14 protein-coding genes and 3 rRNA genes are annotated in these 23,765 nt (G+C 67.0%); 6 read left to right on the forward strand and 11 right to left on the reverse strand.

Features of this window, described 5'->3' with window-relative positions; all coding sequences use genetic code 11:
- Positions 1–83: 83 nt before the first annotated feature.
- The 4 genes from LK06_RS11760 to mtnA form a co-directional block, all read right to left on the reverse strand.
- Complete coding sequence (locus LK06_RS11760) at positions 84–1,916, reverse strand: LpqB family beta-propeller domain-containing protein (protein ID WP_174673852.1); 1,833 nt, start codon at positions 1,914–1,916, stop codon at positions 84–86.
- On the reverse strand, positions 1,906–4,020 hold the full coding sequence (gene mtrB / locus LK06_RS11765) for an MtrAB system histidine kinase MtrB (protein ID WP_078858856.1): 2,115 nt from the start codon (positions 4,018–4,020) through the stop codon (positions 1,906–1,908). The genes LK06_RS11760 and mtrB overlap by 11 nt, the downstream gene beginning before the upstream one ends.
- A gap of 1 nt (position 4,021) precedes the next feature.
- Positions 4,022–4,711 (reverse strand): two-component system response regulator MtrA, encoded by a 690-nt coding sequence (mtrA, locus tag LK06_RS11770; protein WP_199806248.1) that lies wholly within the window; start codon positions 4,709–4,711, stop codon positions 4,022–4,024.
- A gap of 310 nt (positions 4,712–5,021) precedes the next feature.
- On the reverse strand, positions 5,022–6,164 hold the full coding sequence (gene mtnA, locus LK06_RS11775) for an S-methyl-5-thioribose-1-phosphate isomerase (protein WP_043433578.1): 1,143 nt from the start codon (positions 6,162–6,164) through the stop codon (positions 5,022–5,024).
- Positions 6,165–6,304: 140 nt separating this feature from the next.
- Here mtnA and LK06_RS11780 point away from each other — a divergent pair, with 140 nt between their 5' ends.
- The 5 genes from LK06_RS11780 to LK06_RS11800 are packed head-to-tail and all read left to right on the forward strand — an operon-like array spanning position 6,305 to position 11,924.
- Entirely contained in the window at positions 6,305–7,648 is a 1,344-nt protein-coding gene (locus tag LK06_RS11780) for a glycerophosphoryl diester phosphodiesterase membrane domain-containing protein (protein WP_039647889.1), read from the forward strand.
- A gap of 4 nt (positions 7,649–7,652) precedes the next feature.
- Positions 7,653–8,429 carry a DUF4129 domain-containing protein gene (locus LK06_RS11785; protein ID WP_043433576.1) on the forward strand — a complete coding sequence of 259 codons (777 nt, stop codon included), beginning with the start codon at positions 7,653–7,655 and terminating at the stop codon, positions 8,427–8,429.
- A complete protein-coding gene (locus tag LK06_RS11790) occupies positions 8,426–9,625 on the forward strand; it encodes a DUF4350 domain-containing protein (protein ID WP_039647884.1) in 1,200 nt (399 codons plus the stop codon). The genes LK06_RS11785 and LK06_RS11790 overlap by 4 nt, the downstream gene beginning before the upstream one ends.
- Positions 9,625–10,614 (forward strand): AAA family ATPase, encoded by a 990-nt coding sequence (locus tag LK06_RS11795; protein WP_086083305.1) that lies wholly within the window; start codon positions 9,625–9,627, stop codon positions 10,612–10,614. The genes LK06_RS11790 and LK06_RS11795 overlap by 1 nt, the downstream gene beginning before the upstream one ends.
- A complete protein-coding gene (locus LK06_RS11800) occupies positions 10,614–11,924 on the forward strand; it encodes a DUF58 domain-containing protein (protein ID WP_043407468.1) in 1,311 nt (436 codons plus the stop codon). The genes LK06_RS11795 and LK06_RS11800 overlap by 1 nt, the downstream gene beginning before the upstream one ends.
- A 103-nt stretch (positions 11,925–12,027) precedes the next feature.
- On the opposite strand, the gene rrf is transcribed toward LK06_RS11800, so the two are convergent.
- The 4 genes from rrf to LK06_RS11825 all read right to left on the reverse strand — a co-directional run bounded on the left by rrf (position 12,028) and on the right by LK06_RS11825 (position 18,740).
- A 5S ribosomal RNA gene (gene rrf, locus LK06_RS11805) occupies positions 12,028–12,144 on the reverse strand.
- 70 nt (positions 12,145–12,214) lie between these two features.
- Positions 12,215–15,336, reverse strand: a 23S ribosomal RNA gene (locus LK06_RS11810).
- Between the two features lie 307 nt (positions 15,337–15,643).
- Positions 15,644–17,170, reverse strand: a 16S ribosomal RNA gene (locus tag LK06_RS11815).
- The 16S, 23S and 5S rRNA genes sit together here, the layout of an rRNA operon.
- Before the next feature lie 562 nt (positions 17,171–17,732).
- Positions 17,733–18,740, reverse strand: coding sequence for a stage II sporulation protein M (locus LK06_RS11825; RefSeq protein WP_039650627.1), 1,008 nt, complete (start codon positions 18,738–18,740; stop codon positions 17,733–17,735).
- A gap of 142 nt (positions 18,741–18,882) precedes the next feature.
- On the opposite strand from LK06_RS11825, the gene LK06_RS11830 reads away from it, so the two are divergent.
- Positions 18,883–19,887 carry an RDD family protein gene (locus LK06_RS11830; protein ID WP_086083307.1) on the forward strand — a complete coding sequence of 335 codons (1,005 nt, stop codon included), beginning with the start codon at positions 18,883–18,885 and terminating at the stop codon, positions 19,885–19,887.
- Positions 19,888–20,018: 131 nt separating this feature from the next.
- Here LK06_RS11830 and LK06_RS11835 read toward each other — a convergent pair whose 3' ends face one another.
- The 3 genes from LK06_RS11835 to LK06_RS11850 form a co-directional block, all read right to left on the reverse strand.
- A complete protein-coding gene (locus tag LK06_RS11835; protein WP_039650630.1) occupies positions 20,019–20,633 on the reverse strand; it encodes a hypothetical protein in 615 nt (204 codons plus the stop codon).
- A gap of 148 nt (positions 20,634–20,781) precedes the next feature.
- A complete protein-coding gene (ahcY, locus tag LK06_RS11840) occupies positions 20,782–22,239 on the reverse strand; it encodes an adenosylhomocysteinase (RefSeq protein WP_039650632.1) in 1,458 nt (485 codons plus the stop codon).
- A 452-nt stretch (positions 22,240–22,691) separates the two neighbouring features.
- Entirely contained in the window at positions 22,692–23,672 is a 981-nt protein-coding gene (locus tag LK06_RS11850; RefSeq protein WP_039650633.1) for a cation diffusion facilitator family transporter, read from the reverse strand.
- Positions 23,673–23,765 lie beyond the last annotated feature (93 nt).

Consider the following 23,765-nt stretch of genomic DNA (forward strand, 5'->3'; position numbering starts at 1 on the left):
TGTGGGGGAAGGGCCTGCAAGCCGCCGCTAGGGCCGCGGCAGGCGACGTTTACGCGACGGGGCGAACGTTGCTTGTTGCAGCATTAGCCCGGGTAGACCGGTGCCGTCCCGTCCTTGTCCACCTTCTGCCACTGCGTCCCGGACGGGAGCCGTACGATTCCGTCCCCCGAGCAGGCCACCAGCGGCACCCGCTCGTCCTCGGACGCGGCGATCGCCTTGACCCCGGTGAGCGCCCCGGGAGCCGGACCGTCCAGCGTGGAACCGTCGACCTGGACGTACCGAAGCTGCTGCACGCCACCTTGCTCCTGGCCGACAACGAGCAGCCTGCTGTCCCCGGCCCAGGAGATGGCGCTGACCTGTTCCAGGTCGGGGGCGGCCGACCGCAGTTCGACCACCGAGATGCCCTGCCCGGTCCCGTCGTCACGCTGGATCCGGCCGATCAGCAGAGACTGCTTGCCGTCCTTCTCCACGACCAACGCGATCCGCACCCCGTCGGCCGCCACCCGCGCTTGCTTGATGCGGCCGGGCAAGTCCGGGACGGCCACGTCCTCAGGCTCGGTGACACCGTGTTCCAGGACCTTCAGCCGCTGGTGCTTCGGGTCGCGATCGGCCACCCACAGGTCACCGCGGGCGTCCCAGCTGGGTGTGGTCAGGCGTTCTGCGGGTGTCGGACCGCTGCTGCTCACCCGTGCCGGCCCGAGCGAACCGCCCGACGCCAGCGACGTCACGTACAACGAACCACCGTCGTTGCCGACCCCGGCCGCGGTGTGCTCATCCCGCGACACCGCCACGGACTGCAGCGCCCTCAGGCCCTCGCCCAGCGGACCCGGCACCGGAAAGGCGCTGGTGCCGGTGCTCCCGGTCGGGATCCGCACCAGCCTGCGCTTTCCGTCGAGGAAGTACAGGTACTCGGGGTGCTTGGACGCCCCGTGCCAGGCGGCGGACTCGGCGTGCTCGGCGGTCAGGTCGCACAGCCGCACACCGCCGGTCCCCCGCAACTCGACGGACTCCAGTGTCGGCGCCAGGTTCCGCAGGGTGAACAGGGTCTGCGCCGCCATCTCGGTGCATTTGGCAGCTGCGACCTGGGACGCCTTGAGGTTCAGGGGCACGGTCAGCCGGTTCTGGTCGTCCGGTGTCAGGCCCGACACGTCCCTCTGTAGTGCGGTACCGGAGGGGAAGCTGGACCTGACGACGGGGCCGAGCCAGGTACTGGGGCCCTTCAGTAGTGAGCGGACCACCTGGGTCATCGGGTCCACCTTGCTGCGCACGAACACCGGATCGGCCACCGCCACCGGCTGCCTGTTCGGACCGACCGCCGTGTTGGAGGCGAAGTAGTACTTGTTGACGGACATGTAGTTCCGCTGGAAGTCCGACTTGCCCATGACGACCCCGTCGGGCAGCCTATCGATGCGCCACTGCCCGTTCTTGGGGTCCTTCGTCAGATGGAGCTTCTCGCGGTAGGACCCGGTGGCGGGCTGGTACGCCTGCTGCGCGTCGACCGTGGCGACCCTGTTGCCCGCCAGAAGGCAGGTGACGCTGCTGGTTTCCTCCCGGCCCCCCGGCTGGCAGGTGCTCTCTATGCTCGGCCCGTTCGCCAGGACCGTGGTCGACCGCTTCGGCCGCCAGGTGCGCACCGCGTCGGCCGTCAGGTATTTGCGAGCGGTGTCGTATTCCGGATCGTCGCTGGTCAGGGCCTCCAGAAAGCCCTGCATGATCTCGCCCGGGGTGGCGTTCTCAGCCGGCGGCATGGCGAACACCCGGACCCCGGTCTCCTGCCGCGGCGTGGACTCCACGTCCCGCAGGCCGCCGCTGTCGGGCATCGAAGCGCAACCGGCCAGTAGGACGGCTCCGAGGGCGGCGTACACCACCGCGCGCCCCGGCCGCCGCTGGGCGCCCCCCTTGCGGTCAGCGCCCACGAAATGCCTCCCCAGGCTCGGTTGCATCCTCGGTCGAACTCTCCTGCCCGGCGGCGCCCGTACCGGGCACCGGGTCTTCGGCGGGCTGGTCGTGGTGGAGCGCACCACCGGCGGGCCGCGGCACCACGCGCGCGCCGATGCCGTTGCCGGGCAGGGCGGTCGGGTCGGCGGCGGGGGTGACGGAGGCCAGCCGCGGGGAGATGGGGGCGCGCGGCGGCAGGGACGGCCTCTGCGCGGCGGCCTGCTGCACCGGAACGGTGGCCTTCTTCTCCCCTGCTCCGCCGGGCCGTCCGGTCTCGTCGAGGCCCTGGTTCCGGCGTGAGTCCCTGGGCTCCAGCGGTATCGGCGAGCCCCGCAGCGGCTCGTCCGCGGTCCTCGGCAGTGTCAGCCGGAACTGCGAACCGCCGCCCGGCTCGCCCCAGGCCTGCAGCCAGCCGCCATGCAGCCGCGCGTCCTCCAGGGCGATCGACAACCCGAGCCCGGTGCCTCCGGTGGTACGCGCGCGCGCCGGGTCCGCCCGCCAGAAGCGGCTGAAGACACGGGTTGCCTCGCCCGGCTTGAGCCCGACGCCGTAGTCGCGTACCGCGACAGCGACCGCGCCGCCCGCCGCGGCGAGCTTGACGATGACGTCCTTGCCCTCGCCGTGCTCGACCGCGTTGACGACGAGGTTGCGCAGCACCCGTTCCACACGCCGGGCGTCCGCCTCGGCGACGACCGGCTGCTGGTCGCCGGTCACGCGTATGTGCGTCCCCTTGCGCTCGGCGAGGGGTTCTGCACCGGTGACCACACGCCGCACGACCTCCCTGAGGTCTATCGGCTCGGCCTCCAGCGCCGCTGCACCCGCGTCGAAGCGGCTTATCTCCAGCAGGTCCCCGAGCAGCGACTCGAACCGGTCCAGCTGGTCGGCGAGCAGCTCAGCTGATCGAGCGGTCACCGGGTCGAAGTCCTCGCGCGCCTCGTGGATGACGTCCGCCGCCATGCGGACGGTCGTCAGCGGGGTCCGCAGCTCGTGCGAGACGTCCGACACGAACCGGCGCTGCATTCGCGACAGATCCTCCAGCTGCTGGATCTGGAGCTGGAGGTTCTGCGCCATCTTGTTGAAGGCCTCGCCGAGGCGCGCGATGTCGTCCTCGCCAGTGACCTTCATCCGCTCCTGGAGCCGTCCGGCGGACAGCCGCTCGGCGATGCCGGCCGCCATCCGCACGGGCGTCACCACCTGCCGCACCACCAGCCAGGCGATGGCGCCGAGCAGGACCACGACGAACAGCCCGGCGGTCGCGAGGGTGCCCTTGACCAGGCTCAGGGACTTCTCCTCCTGCGTGAACGGGAAGAGGTAGTACAGCTCGTAGGGGTGCCCGTTGGGGTCGTTCACCTGCTTGCCGATGACGAGCCCCGGCTGGGATTCCTTGCCGTTGTAGTAGACGATCCGCGTGTAGCTCTGCGCGGCCGTGGTGCCGCTGTTGACCCGCTCACGAAGGTCGGCGGGCACGCTCGACGTCGGGTCGACGTTGCCGGAGCCACGGGGGCTGCGTCCGCCACCACTGTCGTCGCCCACGGGCAGCGTCACCACGTCGAACGCGCCGGCGCCGCCGCTGGACAGCGACTCCACGAGGTCACTCATCCATTGGATGACGTTCTGGGACTGCCGTCCGTCCGCGGTCGAGGTGGTGTCACCGGTGCCCGTCGCCGCGGTGGCCCCGCCGTTTCCGGCGCCGCCGGCCGCCTCGTCGGCCTTCGTCCTGGCCACCGCGAAACCACCGGTCGCCTGGCTCTGGGAAGCCCGCACCTTCGCATCCAGCAGGCCGTTGCGCACCTGCCCGATCACTACGAAGCCGAGCAGCAGGACGACACCCAGCGACATCAGCAGGGTCGTGGCGACGACCTTGAGCTGGATGTTGCGCCGCCACAGCCGCATGACCGGAAGCAGTGGTCGACGCACCCAGCGCAGGAACAGCCGCAGGACCGGGCTGCCCTGCACTCCGCCCTGGAGTAGCCCGCCCTCGAAGAGGCGGCTGAAGCGCGCACCCGCCGACGCCCGGCCGACAGGCCGCCCCGGACGGGCCCCGGACCTGCCGGGAGCCGAAGCGGCACTGTCCCCGGACACGTCAGCTCGGTCCGGCCTTGTACCCGACACCACGTACGGTCACCACGATCTCCGGCCGCTCCGGATCCTTCTCGACCTTGGAACGCAACCGCTGGACATGCACATTGACGAGCCGCGTGTCAGCGGCGTGGCGATAGCCCCACACCTGTTCGAGCAGCACCTCACGGGTGAACACCTGCCACGGCTTGCGCGCGAGCGCCACCAGCAGGTCGAACTCCAGCGGGGTCAGCGCGATCGACTGCCCGTCCCGCTTCACCGAGTGCCCGGCCACGTCGATGACCAGGTCGCCGATGGTCAGCTGCTCCGGCGCCGGCTCCTCGGACCGCCGCAGCCGCGCCCGGATCCGGGCCACCAGTTCCTTCGGCTTGAACGGTTTGACGATGTAGTCGTCAGCGCCCGACTCCAGGCCGACCACGACATCGACGGTGTCGCTCTTGGCGGTGAGCATCACGATCGGCACCCCGGATTCCGCCCTGACCAGACGGCACACCTCGATACCGTCCCGGCCGGGCAGCATCAGATCGAGCAGCACCAGGTCGGGCTTGGTCTCACGGAAAGCGGCCAGCGCCTTGTCGCCGTCAGCTACGAAAGACGGCTCAAAACCTTCACCACGCAACACGATGCCGAGCATCTCGGCCAGTGCGGTGTCGTCGTCGACGACAAGGACTCGTCCCTTCATAAACGACATCATCCCATTCTCATAACGGTGGTGAAGGTGCAGGTGAGCAGGGTCACTGGGCCGTGACGATAGTCGCACTCGGCCGTTACTGTCTGCGTCGGCCTGTCGGCGTCGCCGCCCACGGCTGATGCCGGCTGCCCAGCGTAGGCGCAACGGGACCGTGCGGCCGGCTCGGCAGAGCCTTCCGCGGCGACGCGACGACGACGGTCCCGTGCAGCGCGGAGAACGACACCGGTCCCCGTCGCCGGGACCGCCGGGCGCCGCAATCTCGCCTTCCGGGCGTCATCCCAGCTGGAGGGGCCGTTCCCGAGGGGACTTCCCATCAGTCGTTCGTCACCTGCGGTGACCTGGTGCGGAGTTGCACCAGAGCCTCGGCCGTCACGGGCGAAACGACCCCTTTCTCGGTGACGATGGCCGTCACCAGCTCGGGTGGCGTCACGTCGAACGCCGGATTATACGCCTGAGTTCCCAGAGGCGCCATAGGAATCCCGCCTCCCGCTCTCGGCGTCGACACCTGAGGTGGCGTGGCCTCGGTGACTTCTGCGCCAGGGCGCTGCTCGATGTCAATGGACGCGCCGTCGGGGGTGTCCGGATCGACCGTCGTCACCGGGGCCACCGCGATGAACGGCACATGGTGGTAGCGGGCGAGTACGGCGAGTGGATAGCTCCCGACTTTGTTCGCCACCGAGCCGTCAGCCGCGATCCGGTCCGCCCCGATCAGCACCGCGTCCACCTCACCCGCTGCGAACAGGGAACCCGCCGCGTTGTCGGTGAGCAGGGTGTACGCCATGCCATTGCGGGCCGCTTCGTACGCCGTCAGGCGAGCGCCCTGCAGCAACGGACGTGTTTCGTCCACCCACAGCCGCTGCAGCCGGCCTTTGCGGTGTGCCGCGAGCGCCACCGCGAAGGCCGTGCCCTCCCCGCCCGACACCAGCGATCCGCTGTTGCAGTGGGTGAGGATCCGAAGCCCGCCGCCAGGCAGCAGTTCGTCCAGCAGCGCCAGACCGTGGGCGGCCATCCGGGCACTGGCCTCGGCGTCGTCGGCGTGCACCGTCCGCGCCGCGGCCAGCGCAGCCGCGGCGGCTGCGGCCGGGTCGCCGGTGCGGGCCAGCACCGCCCGGTGTGCAGCCTGGGCCCGGCGCACACCGACGGACAGGTTGACCGCGGTGGGACGGGCGCCTTCCAGCGCTCCCGCGGCCTCGGCCACGTCGAAGCCGCGCACCGCGGCAAGCGCGACGCCGTATGCCCCCGCGATCCCGAGCAGCGGCGCCCCGCGCACGGCGAGCGAACGGATCGCCTCCACCAGTGCCGGTGCGTCCGTGCACACCAACTCAACCTCTTCGGCCGGGAGCCGTGTCTGGTCCAGAAGGACCAGTACGGGGCCTTCGGGAGGTTCCTCCCATCGGATCGCCGGTATCCGCCTCGGACGCTTGTCCCCACCGGTTCGCGCCTGCTGATCAGCCATGCGGCCAGTCTGCCCCGGATCCGGCGGACAATTGAAGGAGCCCAGCCTGTACCGCGGCCGATCGCCTGGTGACCACCCCATGGGACGATGGCTGCCCACCTGCCGCCGCGATCGCGCACGGGCACCGAGAAGGAGCTTCGATGACAGACACTCCGGGCTGGGCCTCGCCCGGATCCGCCCCGTCGTCCGAGGGGCGGGAACCCGGTGCATCCGGCCCCGCCGACCACCCCGGCCCTACAGAACCGGCGCAGCAGCCGGGCCCGATCCCACAGGGCCCAGGCGTGAAGTGGTCGAAGGAGCAGCCCCCGCCTGGTCAGTGGTCCGCGCCCACCGGTGCCCCCACACCCCAGGCTCCGCCGCCACGGCCGCCTTCCGGACCGGGCTGGGGTGGCCAGCAGCCCGGCGGCCCGGGCCCCGGAGGTTACGGCGGCCCTCCCGCGGGCCCCGGCGGATACGGTGCCTGGGGCAGCGGGTGGGGCGGTCCGCCACCCGCTGCCAAGCCCGGTGTGATCCCGTTGCGCCCGCTGGGCGTCGGTGAAATCCTCGACGGTGCCGTCTCCACCATGCGCACCTACTGGCGCACGGTGCTCGCTGTCTCGGTTGCGGTCGCCCTCGTCGTGGACACCAGTCTGGTCCTCGTACAGGGACTGATCATGAACGACGCCGTCACCACGTCGACGTTCAACGACCGCAGTGCCACCCCGGACGAAGTCTTCCACGCCCTGCGCGCCTCCATGATCGGCACCGGCATAGTCGCCGCGATCTCCATGGTCGCCGTCATCGTCGCAACCGCTCTGCTGACGACCATCACCAGCCGGGCCGTCCTCGGCAGACCGATCACCGCCGTCGAGGCCTGGCGCGAAGCCCGCCCGCAGATCCCCAAGCTGTTCGGCATGCTCGTCCTGCTTGCTCTGATCGTCGGCGGTGTGGTGTTCGTCGGGGCGCTGCCGGGGCTCATCATCATGTTCGCCGGGAGCGGCAACGGAGCCGGGGCGGCACTACTGGCCCTGGGTATCGTCGCCGCCCTGATCGTCGCGGGCTGGCTGATGATCCGCTTCTACCTGGCCACGCCCGTCCTGATACTGGAACGGCAGTCGATCCTGAAGGCCCTGAGCCGCTCCGCCAAGCTGGTGCGCGGCTCCTGGTGGCGGATCTTCGGCATCATGCTGCTCACCGGGCTCATCACGAACATCGTCGCATCGCTGGTTGGCATCCCGTTCACCTTCATCGGGGCAGCCGTGAGCGGCGACAGCATCGGCAACCTGCTCGGCGCCAGCGGTGGGCACCTCAGCTGGACGTTTCTGATCATCCGCGGGATCGGCTCGGTGGTCGGCACCACGCTCACCCTCCCGATCAGTGCAGGCGTCACGGTGCTCCTCTACATCGACCAACGGATCCGCCGCGAGGCCCTCGACCTCGAACTGGCCCGGGCCGCCGGCGCGCAGGGGGCCGGCAGCGCCGCCGGTACCATCCCGGGGAGCTGATGCGGTGAGCGTCACGGGGGGAATACTCACGGCGGCCCAACCGGGCACCGTCGGCACGGCTGTCAGAGGCCTGTTGCGCGCGGCGGGCAACGCCGTCCCAGCGGCGGACGGCTCGGGAAACCTGCCGCCCGTCACCATTCCGCGTGATCCCGCGCAGGATGCGGCCCGGCACGAGCTGGCCAAACGGATGTACCACGAGAACGACCCCGGTCTGTTCGAGCGCACCCTGAACGCGTTCTGGCACTGGCTCGACAAGCTGTTCAGCACCGCCAGCTCGGCGACACCCGGCGGCACGGTCGGCTTGCTCGTCGTCGTCCTGGCCGTCGTCGCCGTACTGACGGCCCTCTGGTGGCGCCTGGGCGTCCCGAGACGCCAACCCGCCTCCTCGGCCGTCCTGTTCGACGACCGCCCCCGCAGCGCCGCCGAGCACCGCTCGGCCAGCGAGGCGCACGCGGCGCAGGGGCACTGGAACCAGGCCGTCCAGGAACGTATGCGAGCCATCGTCCGCTCCCTGGAGGAACGGGCCCTGCTCGACGCCCGCCCCGGCCGCACGGCGGACGAGGCCGCCGCCGAGGCCGGCCGCGCCCTGCCCGCGCACACGGACCGGCTGCGTGCAGCCGCCGCAGAGTTCGACGACGTCACATACGGCGGCCGCAGCATGAGTGAGGAGCCGTACCGGCGCGTCGCCGAGTTGGACCGCGACCTCGAACGCACCAGGCCCGTCGTCGTGGGCGAGACGGCCGGCTCGGCCCCCAGCACCCACCGGGGGGCCGCCGAGTGAGCACCGAAGCCTCCGCGCGACCGAGCACTTCCACCGCGCCCACGGCCCGCCGGCTGTGGACCCGTGCCCGGGGTTTCGTCCTCGCCGCCGTACTGATCCTGGCCGCGGCCATCGCCATGGCGGCCGTACGCTCCACCACGCGGCACGGAACACTGGACCCGCGTTCCGCCGACCCCTACGGCAGCCGAGCCGTCGCCCAGCTTCTGGCCGACCGCGGTGTGTCCACCCGCGTGGTCACCACGCTCGGCGCCGCCCGCGCAGCAACCGGCCCCGACACCACTCTCCTCGTCGCCGTCCCGGATCTCCTGACCAGCGGCCAGCAGACCCGGTTGCACGAGGCGACCGAGACCTCTGGGGGGCGCACGGTCCTCGTCGCGGCAGGCAGCCCGTCCGTCGAGCAGCTCGCCCCCGGCGTGATCGCGGACCCCGCCGACAGCGTCCACTCCACACTCGCTCCCGGCTGCACCCTGCCCGAGGCCCGCCGTGCGGGCACCGCCGACACCGGCGGCATCCGCTACACCACCACCCACCTCGACGCCGACTCCTGCTACCCCAGCGAGCGCCTCGCCACCCTGGTGCGCATCCCGGCGGCGTCCGGAGGCGGCGACACCGTCGTCCTCGGCGCGCCCGACATCCTCTACAACGACCGTCTCGACAAGCAGGGCAACGCCTCGCTCGCCCTCCAGCTCCTCGGCTCCCGCCCCCATCTCGTGTGGTACCTCCCCTCACTCTCCGACTCCGCCGCCACCGATACGGGCGATCGGAAGGACTTCCTCGACCTGCTTCCCTCGGGTTGGCTCTGGGGCACCCTGCAGTTGTTCATCGCAGCGGCCCTCGCGGCCTTCTGGCGGGCACGGCGCTTCGGTCCCCTCGTGACCGAGAGACTTCCCGTCGCGATCCGCGCCTCCGAGACCACCGAAGGCCGCGCCCGCCTCTACCGCAAGGCCAATGCCCGCGACCGGGCGGCCGCCGCTCTTCGCTCCAGCACCCGCACCCGCCTCGCCCCCTTGGTCGGGATCCCCGTCACCCGGGCACACAGTCCCGAGGCCCTGCTACCCGCGCTGTCCGCGCACCTCTCCGGTGGCGGGACGGCCCTGCACTCCCTGCTCTTCGGACCGCCGCCCGGCGACGACGCGGCCCTCATCGCATTGACCGACCAACTCGACGCCCTCGAAAGAGAGGTACGCCGTTCATGATGGACCCGACCACTGACAACGCCGGTCGAACTGGGGACGCGGACACCGCCCGTGCCTCTCTGGAAGCCCTGCGCTCCGAGATCGCCAAAGCCGTGGTCGGCCAGGACCCCGCCGTGACCGGTCTCGTCGTCGCCCTCCTTTGCCGTGGACACGTCCTCCTTGAAGGAGTTCCCGGCGTCGCCAAGACGTTGCTCGTCCGCGCACTCGCGTCCGCCCTCGAACTCGACACCAAGCGGGTCCAGTTCACGCCCGACCTGATGCCGAGTGACGTCACGGGCTCCCTCGTCTACGACACCCGCACCGCTGCATTCTCCTTCCAGCCGGGTCCGGTCTTCACCAACCTCCTGCTCGCGGACGAGATCAACCGGACCCCGCCCAAGACCCAGTCATCCCTCCTGGAGGCCATGGAGGAACGCCAGGTCACGGTCGACGGCACTCCGCGCCGGCTCCCCGAGCCTTTCCTGGTCGCCGCGACCCAGAACCCGGTCGAGTACGAGGGCACCTACCCGCTCCCCGAGGCGCAGTTGGACCGGTTCCTCCTCAAGCTGACGATCCCGCTGCCCTCTCGGCAGGAGGAGATCGACGTTCTCAACCGCCATGCCTCGGGATTCAGCCCGCGCGATCTGCGCGCCGCGGGGATTCGCCCCGTCGCTGGTCCCGCCGACCTCGAAGCGGCCCGCGCCGTGGTCGCCAAGACGACCGTGTCTCCCGAGATCACCGGCTATGTTGTGGACATCTGCCGCGCCACCCGCGAGTCGCCCTCGCTCGCCCTGGGTGTCTCCCCGCGCGGAGCCACCGCCCTCCTCGCCACCTCACGAGCCTGGGCGTGGCTGACGGGCCGCGATTATGTGATCCCCGACGATGTGAAGGCACTGGCGCTCCCCACCTTGCGCCACCGTGTGCAGTTGCGCCCTGAGGCCGAGATGGAGGGCGTGACGGCCGACTCCGTCATCAACGCCGTCCTCGCCCACGTCCCGGTTCCCCGCTGATGGCGCTCACCGGACGCGCCGCCCTCCTCGCGGCCCTCGGCTCGATTCCCGTCGGCATCCTGGAACCAGGCTGGACGGGCATCCTCGCGGTCAACGGCCCTCTGGCCCTGGCCTGCGCCTGCGACTACGCGCTCGCCGCGCCCGTACGACGTCTCCTGCTGACCCGTTCCGGCGACGCCTCCGCCCGCCTCGGCGAAACCGCCGACGTCACCCTCACCGTCACCAATCCCTCCCGCCGCCTCCTGCGAGCACATCTTCGGGACGCGTGGCCGCCCAGCAGCTGGCAGCCCGCCACCGAGACGGAGGCCTCCCGCCACGGTCTGTCCGTGCCCCCGGGTGAACGCCGACGTGTGACGACTCGACTCCGTCCCACCCGGCGCGGCGACCACCACGCCGACCGCGTGACGATCCGCTCCTACGGTCCTCTCCGGCTCTTCTCCCGCCAGGGCTCCCACAAGGTGCCCTGGACAGTACGAGTCCTGCCCCCCTTCACCAGCCGCAAGCATCTCCCGTCGAAACTCACCCGATTGCGCGAACTCGACGGCCGTACAAGCTTGCTGACCCGCGGTGAGGGAACGGAGTTCGACAGCCTGCGCGAGTACGTCCCCGGCGACGACACCCGCTCCATCGACTGGCGGGCCACCGCCCGGCAGTCCGCCGTCGCCGTGCGGACCTGGCGCCCTGAACGCGACCGCCACATCCTCCTGGTCTTGGACACCGGCCGCACCTCGGCCGGCCGGGTGGGCGACGCCCCGCGGCTGGACGCCTCCATGGACGCCGCCCTGCTCCTGGCAGCACTCGCCTCCCGCGCCGGTGATCGTGTGGATCTGCTGGCCTACGACCGCCGGGTGCGTGCACTGGTCCAGGGCCGGTCCGCACGTGACGTTCTGCCGTCCGTGGTCAACGCAATGGCCCCGCTGGAGCCGGCGCTCGTCGAAACCGACGCCCGTGGTCTGACCGCGGCAGTCCTCCGTACTGCACCGCGCAGCTCTCTGATCGTGCTGCTGACAGCACTCGACCCTGCGCCGGTGGAACAGGGTCTGCTCCCCGTCTTGCCGCGACTCACTCAGCGCCATACCGTCCTCGTCGCCTCAGTGGCGGATCCGCACGTCGCGCGGATGGCGAAGGCCCGGGGCGACGCGGGAGCGGTGTACGAGGCCGCAGCGGCGGCCCAGGATCAGAGCGAGCGACGGCGCACCGCGGAACAGCTCCGTCGTCATGGAGTGACGGTGGTGGACGCGACCCCGGAGGTGCTGGCGCCGACCCTGGCGGACGCCTATCTGGCACTCAAGGCGGCGGGCCGCCTTTGAACGTACCGAGCTGTGGTGTTCCGCCGCCCCTTCGGGGCCCGCGGCGTCTTCCAAACGCAGAAAACCCCCGCACCGGAAGGGTGCGGGGGTTTTCTCAAAAACTGTTCGGCGGTGTCCTACTCTCCCACAGGGTCCCCCCTGCAGTACCATCGGCGCTGTGAGGCTTAGCTTCCGGGTTCGAAATGTAACCGGGCGTTTCCCTCACGCTATGACCACCGAAACACTATGAAACAATCAACAACCGAAGGCTGTTCGTGGTTTCAGAACCAACACAGTGGACGCGAGCATCAATGGACAAGCCCTCGGCCTATTAGTACCAGTCAACTCCACCGGTTACCCGGCTTCCATATCTGGCCTATCAACCCAGTCGTCTACTGGGAGCCTTACCCCATCAAGTGGGTGGGAGTCCTCATCTCGAAGCAGGCTTCCCGCTTAGATGCTTTCAGCGGTTATCCCTCCCGAACGTAGCCAACCAGCCATGCCCTTGGCAGAACAACTGGCACACCAGAGGTTCGTCCGTCCCGGTCCTCTCGTACTAGGGACAGCCCTTCTCAAGACTCCTACGCGCACAGCGGATAGGGACCGAACTGTCTCACGACGTTCTAAACCCAGCTCGCGTACCGCTTTAATGGGCGAACAGCCCAACCCTTGGGACCGACTCCAGCCCCAGGATGCGACGAGCCGACATCGAGGTGCCAAACCATCCCGTCGATATGGACTCTTGGGGAAGATCAGCCTGTTATCCCCGGGGTACCTTTTATCCGTTGAGCGACGGCGCTTCCACAAGCCACCGCCGGATCACTAGTCCCGACTTTCGTCCCTGCTCGACCCGTCGGTCTCACAGTCAAGCTCCCTTGTGCACTTACACTCAACACCTGATTGCCAACCAGGCTGAGGGAACCTTTGGGCGCCTCCGTTACTCTTTAGGAGGCAACCGCCCCAGTTAAACTACCCATCAGACACTGTCCCTGATCCGGATCACGGACCCAGGTTAGACATCCAGCACGACCAGACTGGTATTTCAACGACGACTCCACAAACACTGGCGTGCCCGCTTCAAAGTCTCCCAGCTATCCTACACAAGCCGAACCGAACACCAATATCAAACTGTAGTAAAGGTCCCGGGGTCTTTCCGTCCTGCTGCGCGAAACGAGCATCTTTACTCGTAGTGCAATTTCACCGGGCCTATGGTTGAGACAGTCGAGAAGTCGTTACGCCATTCGTGCAGGTCGGAACTTACCCGACAAGGAATTTCGCTACCTTAGGATGGTTATAGTTACCACCGCCGTTTACTGGCGCTTAAGTTCTCAGCTTCGCCCACCCGAAAGTGAGCTAACCGGTCCCCTTAACGTTCCAGCACCGGGCAGGCGTCAGTCCGTATACATCGCCTTACGGCTTCGCACGGACCTGTGTTTTTAGTAAACAGTCGCTTCTCGCTGGTCTCTGCGGCCACCCCCAGCTCAGGAAGTAAATCCCCTCACCAGAAATGGCCCCCCTTCTCCCGAAGTTACGGGGGCATTTTGCCGAGTTCCTTAACCATAGTTCACCCGAACGCCTCGGTATTCTCTACCTGACCACCTGAGTCGGTTTAGGGTACGGGCCGCCATAAAACTCGCTAGAGGCTTTTCTCGACAGCATAGGATCATCCACTTCGCCACAATCGGCTCGGCATCAGGTCTCAACCACATGCAAGGCGGATTTACCTACCTCACGGCCTACACCCTTACCCCGGGACAACCACCGCCCGGGATGGACTACCTTCCTGCGTCACCCCATCACTCACCTACTACCAGCTCGGATCACCGGCTCCACCACTCCCCCTGACGGCAAAGCCGACAACGGGCGGTTTCACGGGCTTAGCATCACTGGATTCAATGTTTTTCGCTTCACAGCGGGTACCGGAATATCAACCGGTTATCCATCGACTACGCCTGTCGGCCTCGCCTTAGGTCCCGACTTACCCTGGGCAGATCAGCTTGACCCAGGAACCCTTAGTCAATCGGCGCAAACGTTTCTCACGTTTGTATCGCTACTCATGCCTGCATTCTCACTCGTCAACCGTCCACGACTACCTTCCAGTGCCGCTTCACCCGGCAGACGACGCTCCCCTACCCATCACAGCCTCCGTTAGGAGTACATACTGCAATGACACGACTTCGGCGGTACGCTTGAGCCCCGCTACATTGTCGGCGCGGAATCACTAGACCAGTGAGCTATTACGCACTCTTTCAAGGGTGGCTGCTTCTAAGCCAACCTCCTGGTTGTCTCTGCGACTCCACATCCTTTCCCACTTAGCGTACGCTTAGGGGCCTTAGTCGATGCTCTGGGCTGTTTCCCTCTCGACCATGGAGCTTATCCCCCACAGTCTCACTGCCGCGCTCTCACTTACCGGCATTCGGAGTTTGGCTAAGGTCAGTAACCCGGTAGGGCCCATCGCCTATCCAGTGCTCTACCTCCGGCAAGAAACACACGACGCTGCACCTAAATGCATTTCGGGGAGAACCAGCTATCACGGAGTTTGATTGGCCTTTCACCCCTAACCACAGGTCATCCCCCAGGTTTTCAACCCTGGTGGGTTCGGTCCTCCACGAAGTCTTACCTCCGCTTCAACCTGCCCATGGCTAGATCACTCCGCTTCGGGTCTTGAGCGTGCTACTCCACCGCCCTATTCGGACTCGCTTTCGCTACGGCTTCCCCACACGGGTTAACCTCGCAACACACCGCAAACTCGCAGGCTCATTCTTCAAAAGGCACGCAGTCACGAGAAACACCAAAGTGCTTCCGACGCTCCCACGGCTTGTAGGCACACGGTTTCAGGTACTATTTCACTCCCCTCCCGGGGTACTTTTCACCATTCCCTCACGGTACTATCCGCTATCGGTCACCAGGGAATATTTAGGCTTAGCGGGTGGTCCCGCCAGATTCACACGGGATTTCTCGGGCCCCGTGCTACTTGGGAAATGAACAAGCAAGCCGTCACGATTTCAGCTACGGGGGTCTTACCCTCTACGCCGGGCCTTTCGCATGCCCTTCGCCTACCGCAACGGTTTCTGACTCACCCAGCCGCCGGCAGACGACTGAAGCTCACTCCCACAACCCCGTATACGCAACCCCTGCCGGGTCTCACACGCATACGGTTTAGCCTCATCCAGTTTCGCTCGCCACTACTCCCGGAATCACGGTTGTTTTCTCTTCCTGAGGGTACTGAGATGTTTCACTTCCCCTCGTTCCCTCCACACTGCCTATGTGTTCAGCAGCGGGTGACAGCCCATGACGACTGCCGGGTTTCCCCATTCGGAAACCCCCGGATCAAAGCCTGGTTGACGACTCCCCGGGGACTATCGCGGCCTCCCACGTCCTTCATCGGTTCCTGGTGCCAAGGCATCCACCGTGCGCCCTTAAAAACTTGGCCACAGATGCTCGCGTCCACTGTGCAGTTCTCAAACAACGACCAGCCACCCATCACCCCGAACCCCCACAAGGAGCCCAAGTACACTGGGACCGGCAACCGAGGAAAATCATTCCCTCAGACACCCAACAGCATGCCCGACACAGCCAGCCAATGACCATCACGTTCCACGCCGAAGCAGTACTAGCGATCCCATACAGACCCACTGTGCCGAATAGTCAACGTTCCACCCATGAGCAACCAGCATCAGACACTCGCTGATGTACTGGCCTCTGAACCAGGCAAAAACCCGGCTAGAAATGCTCCTTAGAAAGGAGGTGATCCAGCCGCACCTTCCGGTACGGCTACCTTGTTACGACTTCGTCCCAATCGCCAGTCCCACCTTCGACAGCTCCCTCCCACAAGGGGTTGGGCCACCGGCTTCGGGTGTTACCGACTTTCGTGACGTGACGGGCGGTGTGTACAAGGCCCGGGAACGTATTCACCGCAGCAATGCTGATCTGCGATTACTAGCGACTCCGACTTCATGGGGTCGAGTTGCAGACCCCAATCCGAACTGAGACCGGCTTTTTGAGATTCGCTCCACCTCACGGTATCGCAGCTCATTGTACCGGCCATTGTAGCACGTGTGCAGCCCAAGACATAAGGGGCATGATGACTTGACGTCGTCCCCACCTTCCTCCGAGTTGACCCCGGCGGTCTCCCGTGAGTCCCCAGCACCACAAGGGCCTGCTGGCAACACGGGACAAGGGTTGCGCTCGTTGCGGGACTTAACCCAACATCTCACGACACGAGCTGACGACAGCCATGCACCACCTGTACACCGACCACAAGGGGGCACCCATCTCTGGATGTTTCCGGTGTATGTCAAGCCTTGGTAAGGTTCTTCGCGTTGCGTCGAATTAAGCCACATGCTCCGCCGCTTGTGCGGGCCCCCGTCAATTCCTTTGAGTTTTAGCCTTGCGGCCGTACTCCCCAGGCGGGGCACTTAATGCGTTAGCTGCGGCACGGACAACGTGGAATGTTGCCCACACCTAGTGCCCACCGTTTACGGCGTGGACTACCAGGGTATCTAATCCTGTTCGCTCCCCACGCTTTCGCTCCTCAGCGTCAGTATCGGCCCAGAGATCCGCCTTCGCCACCGGTGTTCCTCCTGATATCTGCGCATTTCACCGCTACACCAGGAATTCCGATCTCCCCTACCGAACTCTAGCCTGCCCGTATCGACTGCAGACCCGGGGTTAAGCCCCGGGCTTTCACAACCGACGCGACAAGCCGCCTACGAGCTCTTTACGCCCAATAATTCCGGACAACGCTTGCGCCCTACGTATTACCGCGGCTGCTGGCACGTAGTTAGCCGGCGCTTCTTCTGCAGGTACCGTCACTTTCGCTTCTTCCCTGCTGAAAGAGGTTTACAACCCGAAGGCCGTCATCCCTCACGCGGCGTCGCTGCATCAGGCTTGCGCCCATTGTGCAATATTCCCCACTGCTGCCTCCCGTAGGAGTCTGGGCCGTGTCTCAGTCCCAGTGTGGCCGGTCGCCCTCTCAGGCCGGCTACCCGTCGTCGCCTTGGTGAGCCATTACCTCACCAACAAGCTGATAGGCCGCGGGCTCATCCTGCACCGCCGGAGCTTTCCAGCCCCCACCATGCGGTAGGAACTCATATCCGGTATTAGACCCCGTTTCCAGGGCTTGTCCCAGAGTGCAGGGCAGATTGCCCACGTGTTACTCACCCGTTCGCCACTAATCCCCTCCCGAAGGAGGTTCATCGTTCGACTTGCATGTGTTAAGCACGCCGCCAGCGTTCGTCCTGAGCCAGGATCAAACTCTCCGTGAATGCTTTCCCCGTCATCGGGGTGAACACCACGAGAGCGGAACAATCAGGGGAAATAACCCCGACCGTTCACAGCGTCCTCGCTGTGTGTTTTTCAAAGGAACCTCGCCACCGGAATGATCCGGTAGACGGGGTATCAACATATCTGGCGTTGACTTTTGGCACGCTGTTGAGTTCTCAAGGAACGGACGCTTCCTTCGTACTCACCCTCTCGGGCTTTCCTCCGGGCGCTTCCCTTCGGTGTTTCCGACTCTATCAGATCTTTCCGATCCGATTTCCTCGGTGCTTTCCAGGTTCCCGCTTCCGCGTTTCCCTTTCCGGCGTTCCCGACTCTATCAGAAGTTCCTGGCCGGTCTGACCGGCCGCTCATTCTTGAGTAGATCGGAAAAGGTGCTTCTTCGAAATGCGTCTCGCGATTTCTTAGATAGCGAAGTAGATTCTAGTGGCTGCCAGTGGATGTGTCCACTTCCAGGCAACTGTTTGAATCTACCTCCCCGCGCCACCCGTGTCAACGGTTCTTGCGGAACGAAGTGAAGAGTAGCAGCTCACAGGGGTGGAACGCACATCAGGCGGCCGTCGGCACGGAGGCGCTGCGCTCCGCAGATTCCACGTCACCTGTCTCGCCCTCGCGTGCCGCACGACCGCCCAGCACGAAGACGTAGGCGAGGAAGGCCAGCTCGGCCAGGACCCCGATGCCGATGCGGGCCCAGGTCGGCAGTCCAGACGGGGTGACGAAGCCTTCGATGGCGCCCGAGACGAACAACACCAGGGCCAGTCCGATGGCCATGGCGATCGCCGCCCGGCCTTCCTCGGCGAGAGCGGTGCGCCGGGCGCGGGGGCCGGGATCGATGAGCGTCCAGCCCAGGCGCAGCCCCGTACCAGCGGCCACGAAGACCGCGGTGAGTTCGAGCAGGCCGTGCGGAAGAACCAGTCCCAGGAAGGTGTCGAGACGCCCGGCCGAGGACATGAGGCCGAAGCCGACACCCAGGTTGAGCATGTTCTCGAAGAGGATCAGCAGGACGGGCAGGCCCAGGAAGATGCCCAGGACCAGGCACATGGCTGCCGCCTGGGCATTGTTCGTCCACACCTGCGCGGCGAAGGCGGCTGCCGGATGGCTGGAGTAGTAGGTCTCGTACTCACCGCCGGGACGGGTCAGCTCGCGCAGCTGACTGGGGGCCGCAATGGACGACTGCACCTCCGGGTGGGTACCGATCCACCAGCCCAGGAGGATCGCGATGACCGTGGAGACGAGAGCAGTGGGTACCCACCAGTGGCGTGCGCGGTAGACGGCGGCCGGGAAGCTCTGTCCCAGGAAGTGCGTGACGTCGTGCCATGACGCGCGGCGGGTTCCGGTGACCACGCTGCGCGCGCGTGCCACGAGTTGGCTGAGTCGCCCCGTCAGTTGGGGATCCGGAGCGCTGGACTGGATGAGGGAGAGGTGGGTGGCGGTGCGCTGGTAGAGGGCGACGAGTTCGTCGGCCTCGGTTCCGCTGAGCCGGCGCCGACGCCGGAGCAGGGCATCGAGGCGGTCCCATTCAGCACGGTGTACGGAGACGAAGACGTCCAGGTCCATCGGTCTGCCTGCTCCTCGGCTGGTCGCCAACTGCTCGTCGTAGGTGCGCGTGATCGCTATCAGCTTGTCGCACTGCAGCGGGGTGTGCCCACAGCTTGGCAGACTTGCTGTTCACGCGGCGGACCAGGGAAGGACGGCAAGCGTGAGTGAGCTGGTGACGGGCGAGGCGGTGGCGCTCGAACTGCGCCCCGCAAGACTGCCGAGCAGAACGCTGGCCGTGCTGCTCGATCTGGTGGCGACCGTGGTCGCCTACATCTTCGTGACTTTGGTGCTGGTGGCGACGACCTCGTCTCTGGACAGAGCCGCACAGACGGCACTGTCCATCGCGAGCTTCCTGCTGGTACTCATCGGCGGCCCCATCGCGGTGGAGACGCTCAGCCACGGACGTTCCCTGGGGAAGCTGGCGTTCGGGCTGCGAGTGGTGCGCGACGACGGCGGACCGATCCGGTTCCGGCACGCATTGGTGCGGGGTGCGATCGGTGTGGTCGAGATCCTGATGACGTTCGGAGTGGTGGCCTGCATCGCCTCCCTGGTGTCGGAGCGAGGGCGCCGGCTCGGGGATGTGTTTGCGGGCACCCTGGTCGTACACGAGCGGATACCCGCCGCACGGACCGGTTTCGTCCCACCTCCGCCGCCGTGGCTTGCCGGCAGGTTCGCCGGACTGGATCTGTCGGCGGTCCCGGACGGGCTGTGGCTGGCCGTCCGGCAGTACCTGACGCGGACGCAGCAGCTCGATCCCCAGGTTTCCGCGGGTCTGGCACAGCAACTCGCGACCGATCTAGCGGCCCGTACGGGGGCCGCAGTGCCACCGGGAATCCCCCCGGCTGCCTTCCTGGCGGCCGTGGTGCACGAACGGCAGTCCCGGGAGGCCCGGCAGGCGTTCCACGGCGGCGTTTTCGCCCCGCCGGTGACGCAGCCCCCTTCCACGCCGGCCGGGTATCAGCCTCCGGCCGGGGCAGCGCCGCAGGGTTCCGTGCACCCCGAACAGGCCGACGGCTCGGCCCGGCAGCCGGAATCGCTCCCCCGGTCGCAAACCCTCCACGCACCGGTGGCACCACAACCGGAGTCACCGATCACACCGGCGGTGTCCCAGCGGGACGTTGTGCCGGCTGACCGCCCCGCCACGGGCTTCGCACCGCCGGTCTGACGGTGCCTGATGCCGGGAGCGCGACCAGTGGTGGTTGCCGTCACCCGCTGTACTCAGTGGGTGGCCACGGTGTGCGTGCCGGGCGATCCCGGCATCGCTCTCGCTGAGGGGCAAGAGGGGGTCCGCGGGACTCAGCCGAATCTCGACGGCGGCGACTGCAGCTCCTCAAGTTCGATCCCGGGCGCGGCCAGAACGACGTCGCCGGTCAGGTGGACGCTGTGCCGTTCGCCCGTGTCCAGGGCTGTGACCTGGTATTCGTCCACGGTCAGGGGGCCGCTGTCAGTGGCATGTGTTTCGCTGTCCACCAGAGCCCAGGACTGGTCCACGGTGCGAGGGGCGAGGACCGGGTCCGTGAAGGACACCAGCCGGACACGGGTCGCGGCGGAGAAAGGGGTGAGACGCAGGAGGCGGGCGGTGGCCACGAGAAAAGCGGGGGACGTTCCGGTGAAGGCGTGGGCGCGCACAGTGCCTTCGGTTGCATGAGTGCCGTCGGGGTCGGTGCGCACCCAGGTGACACCGTCGAGGGCGGCACCGCGCACCTGCCAATCGCCTGCATGGAGTTCAAGCCGGATGGGGCGCCCCAGGTCGTCGAGAGAGAGGTCGACCGAGCCACGATGGTCGCCGGCGGGGGAGGTCACCTGGGAGACATAGCGCCAGCCGGACGGGCCCGGGGCGCACTGAAAGTGTTCTTCTGCGAGGGGAGTGCGATCGTGCGGATCATGGAGCGAATAACGGCCGCGGGGCATGAGGGTCCTGAATCGTGACGGGCAGGTCGGGTCGCTCCGGCCAGTCGGTCCGGCGTCTGTGAGGATCCGGTCCGCCAAAGGGGCAGGCCCCCGACACGGGGGTGCGGGGGCCTGCCTCGGAGGACCTGCGTGAAACGCGGGGTGCGGTTCAGTAGCGGTAGTGGTCGGGCTTGTACGGGCCCTCGACCTCCACGCCGATGTACGCCGCCTGCTCCGGACGCAGTCGGGTGAGCTTCACACCCAGGGCGTCCAAGTGGAGCCGAGCCACCTTCTCGTCCAGGTGCTTGGGCAGCGTGTACACGCCGATCGGATAAGCATCCGGCTTGGTGAACAGCTCGATCTGGGCCAGCGTCTGGTCCGCGAAGGAATTGGACATCACGAACGAGGGATGACCGGTGGCGTTGCCCAGGTTGAGCAGACGGCCCTCCGACAGCACGATGATCTTCTTACCGTCCGGGAACGTCCAGGTGTGCACCTGCGGCTTGACCTCGTCCTTGACGATCCCCGGAACAGCGGCCAGGCCCGCCATATCGATCTCGTTGTCGAAGTGACCGATATTGCCCACGATCGCCTGGTGCTTCATCCGCGTCATGTCCGCGGCAAGGATGATGTCCTTGTTCCCGGTCGTCGTGATGAAGATGTCGGCCGTCTCGACAACCTCGTCGAGGGTCGTGACCTGGTAACCGTCCATCGCTGCCTGCAGCGCACAGATCGGGTCGATCTCGGTCACGATCACCCGCGCGCCCTGTCCGCGCAGCGACTCCGCACACCCCTTGCCCACGTCGCCGTAACCGCACACCACCGCCGTCTTACCGCCGATCAGAACATCGGTGGCCCGGTTGATGCCGTCGACCAGCGAATGTCGGCAACCGTACTTGTTGTCGAACTTCGACTTCGTCACCGCGTCATTGACATTGATCGCCGGGAACAGCAGAGAACCCTCACGCTGCATCTCATACAAACGGTGGACACCCGTCGTGGTCTCCTCCGTCACACCACGGATCTCCGACGCCAACTGCGTCCACTTCTGCGGATTCTCCCCCAGGGTGCGGTGCAGCAACCGGAGGATGACACGGTGCTCGTCCGACTCCGCGGACTCCACCGCCGGCACCTCACCGGCCTTCTCGTACTCCACACCCTTGTGGACGAGCAGAGTGGCGTCCCCGCCGTCGTCCAGGATCATGTTCGGACCACTCGTGGCACTACCCGGCCAGGTCAGCGCCTGCTCCGTGCACCACCAGTACTCCTCTAGCGTCTCGCCCTTCCAAGCGAACACTGGAACGCCCTGCGGCTCCTTTGGCGTCCCCTGCGGACCGACCGCAACAGCCGCGGCGGCGTGGTCCTGCGTGGAGAAGATGTTGCACGACGCCCAGCGCACCTCCGCACCGAGCGCGACCAGGGTCTCGATCAAAACCGCCGTCTGCACCGTCATATGCAGCGAACCGGTGATCCGGGCCCCGGCCAGCGGCCGCGCCCCGGCATGCTCCTCACGGAGCGCCATCAGACCCGGCATCTCGTGCTCGGCGAGAGTGATCTCCTTACGGCCGAACTCGGCCAGCGACAGATCGGCGACCTTGAAGTCCTGTCGGTTGTCGACAGTCGTCATTGCAAGCTGCTCCTCGGGATCGGGGCGAGGTGGGTACGGCTGGTCTGCGCGGCGGCGGGCACAGGGGTGCCCGCATCAGGACACTGGCATGCCCGCGTACGCGCAGCGCAGTCCGTCGGAGGCCCTCTCTCCCTCGGCCGGTCCACGCGGAACCGCCCGACCGCCATCAGCAGCGACGTCTGGCTCTGTTCCAAGCTACACCGCAGGACCCGGTCCTCCCCAGTCCGTCTTCGCACGCTTCAAGCCAGACCCGGTCCGGTTCGGTGCCGCCGCACGCGGTCCGGTCCCCCCGTTGGGCGCCGGTCGGAAGCGGCGAGCCAGCCTCACAGCGCTGGTCAGGAGGGCTACGGCGGGCGCGCGGGGGGCACCGGCGACGGCCGCTCGTCATCATGACCCGGTCCGCACCGGTCTTGGGGCCCCGCCCCGTGGCGGGAGGCACCCGGGCCGGGAACTCAGTGCCCGGCGGTTTGTGGATTCGGGCCGCCGGGGGTCGCCTCGGGGTCTGGGCCCCTCGCCGCCTCGACCTCGCTGTAGATGTCGGGTTCCAGATAGATGACGCGGGCGATGGGAACAGCGGCACGGATGCGGGCCTCAGCGGCGTTGATGGCGTTCGCCACCTCGGCGGCCGTGTCATCGTGCTGGACGGCGATCTTGGCGGCGACCAGCAGTTCCTCGGGGCCGAGGTGCAGCGTGCGCAGGTGGATGACACGGGTGACGGTATCGCCGTCGACGATCGCCTCTTGGATCTTTCGCACCTCGCCGGTTCCCGCGCCCTCGCCGAGCAGCAGCGACTTGGTCTCGGCTGCCAGGACGAGGGCGATGAGGACCAGGAGGACACCGATGCACATGGTGCCGATGCCGTCCCAGATGCCGTCGCCGGTGAGCACGGAGAGGCCGACACCGCCGAGGGCGAGGACCAGACCGATGAGCGCGCCGAAGTCCTCCAGCAGCACGACGGGCAGTTCGGGGGCCTTGGCCCGACGGATGAACTGCGCCCAGGAGAGCGAGCCGCGCAGTTCGTTGGACTCCTTGATGGCCGTGCGGAAAGAGAATCCCTCGGCGAGGGCCGCGAAGGCGAGGACGCCCACCGGCCAGTACCAGTGGTTGAGTTCGTGCGGGTGGCGAATCTTCTCGTAGCCCTCGTAGATGGCGAACATACCGCCGACCGAGAAGAGGACGATGGAGACGAGGAAGGCGTAGATGAAACGCTCGCGACCGTAGCCGAAGGGGTGTTGCGGGGTGGCCTCACGGCGGGCGCGCTTGCCCCCGATCAACAGCAGGAACTGGTTGCCGGAGTCGGCGAGCGAGTGGACGCCCTCGGCGAGCATCGAGGAGGAGCCGCTGAACGCGAACGCCACGAACTTCGATGCCGCGATCGCGAGGTTGGCGCCGAGTGCCGCCACGATCGCCTTGGTGCCGCCTGACGCGCTCATGTGTCGCGTTGTCCCTTCGCCTCTGTCGCCGTGGGACGAACGTGTCGTCCAGGCGGGTGCCCGGCTTTGCCCGGCCTTTGCCGGTGGGTCATT

The sequence above is a fragment of the Streptomyces pluripotens genome, assembly GCF_000802245.2.
GTDB classification, from domain to species: Bacteria; Actinomycetota; Actinomycetes; order Streptomycetales; family Streptomycetaceae; genus Streptomyces; species Streptomyces pluripotens.

Bases quoted from the DNA above. Each gene is read 5' to 3' on its own strand.
- ahcY (WP_039650632.1), bottom strand. From the start codon at position 22,239: ATGACGACTGTCGACAACCGACAGGACTTCAAGGTCGCCGATCTGTCG.
- LK06_RS11850 (WP_039650633.1), bottom strand. From the start codon at position 23,672: ATGAGCGCGTCAGGCGGCACCAAGGCGATCGTGGCGGCACTCGGCGCC.
- mtrA (WP_199806248.1), bottom strand. From the start codon at position 4,711: ATGATGTCGTTTATGAAGGGACGAGTCCTTGTCGTCGACGACGACACC.
- LK06_RS11835 (WP_039650630.1), bottom strand. From the start codon at position 20,633: ATGCCCCGCGGCCGTTATTCGCTCCATGATCCGCACGATCGCACTCCC.
- LK06_RS11795 (WP_086083305.1), top strand. From the start codon at position 9,625: ATGGACCCGACCACTGACAACGCCGGTCGAACTGGGGACGCGGACACC.
- LK06_RS11800 (WP_043407468.1), top strand. From the start codon at position 10,614: ATGGCGCTCACCGGACGCGCCGCCCTCCTCGCGGCCCTCGGCTCGATT.
- mtnA (WP_043433578.1), bottom strand. From the start codon at position 6,164: ATGGCTGATCAGCAGGCGCGAACCGGTGGGGACAAGCGTCCGAGGCGG.
- LK06_RS11780 (WP_039647889.1), top strand. From the start codon at position 6,305: ATGACAGACACTCCGGGCTGGGCCTCGCCCGGATCCGCCCCGTCGTCC.
- LK06_RS11825 (WP_039650627.1), bottom strand. From the start codon at position 18,740: ATGGACCTGGACGTCTTCGTCTCCGTACACCGTGCTGAATGGGACCGC.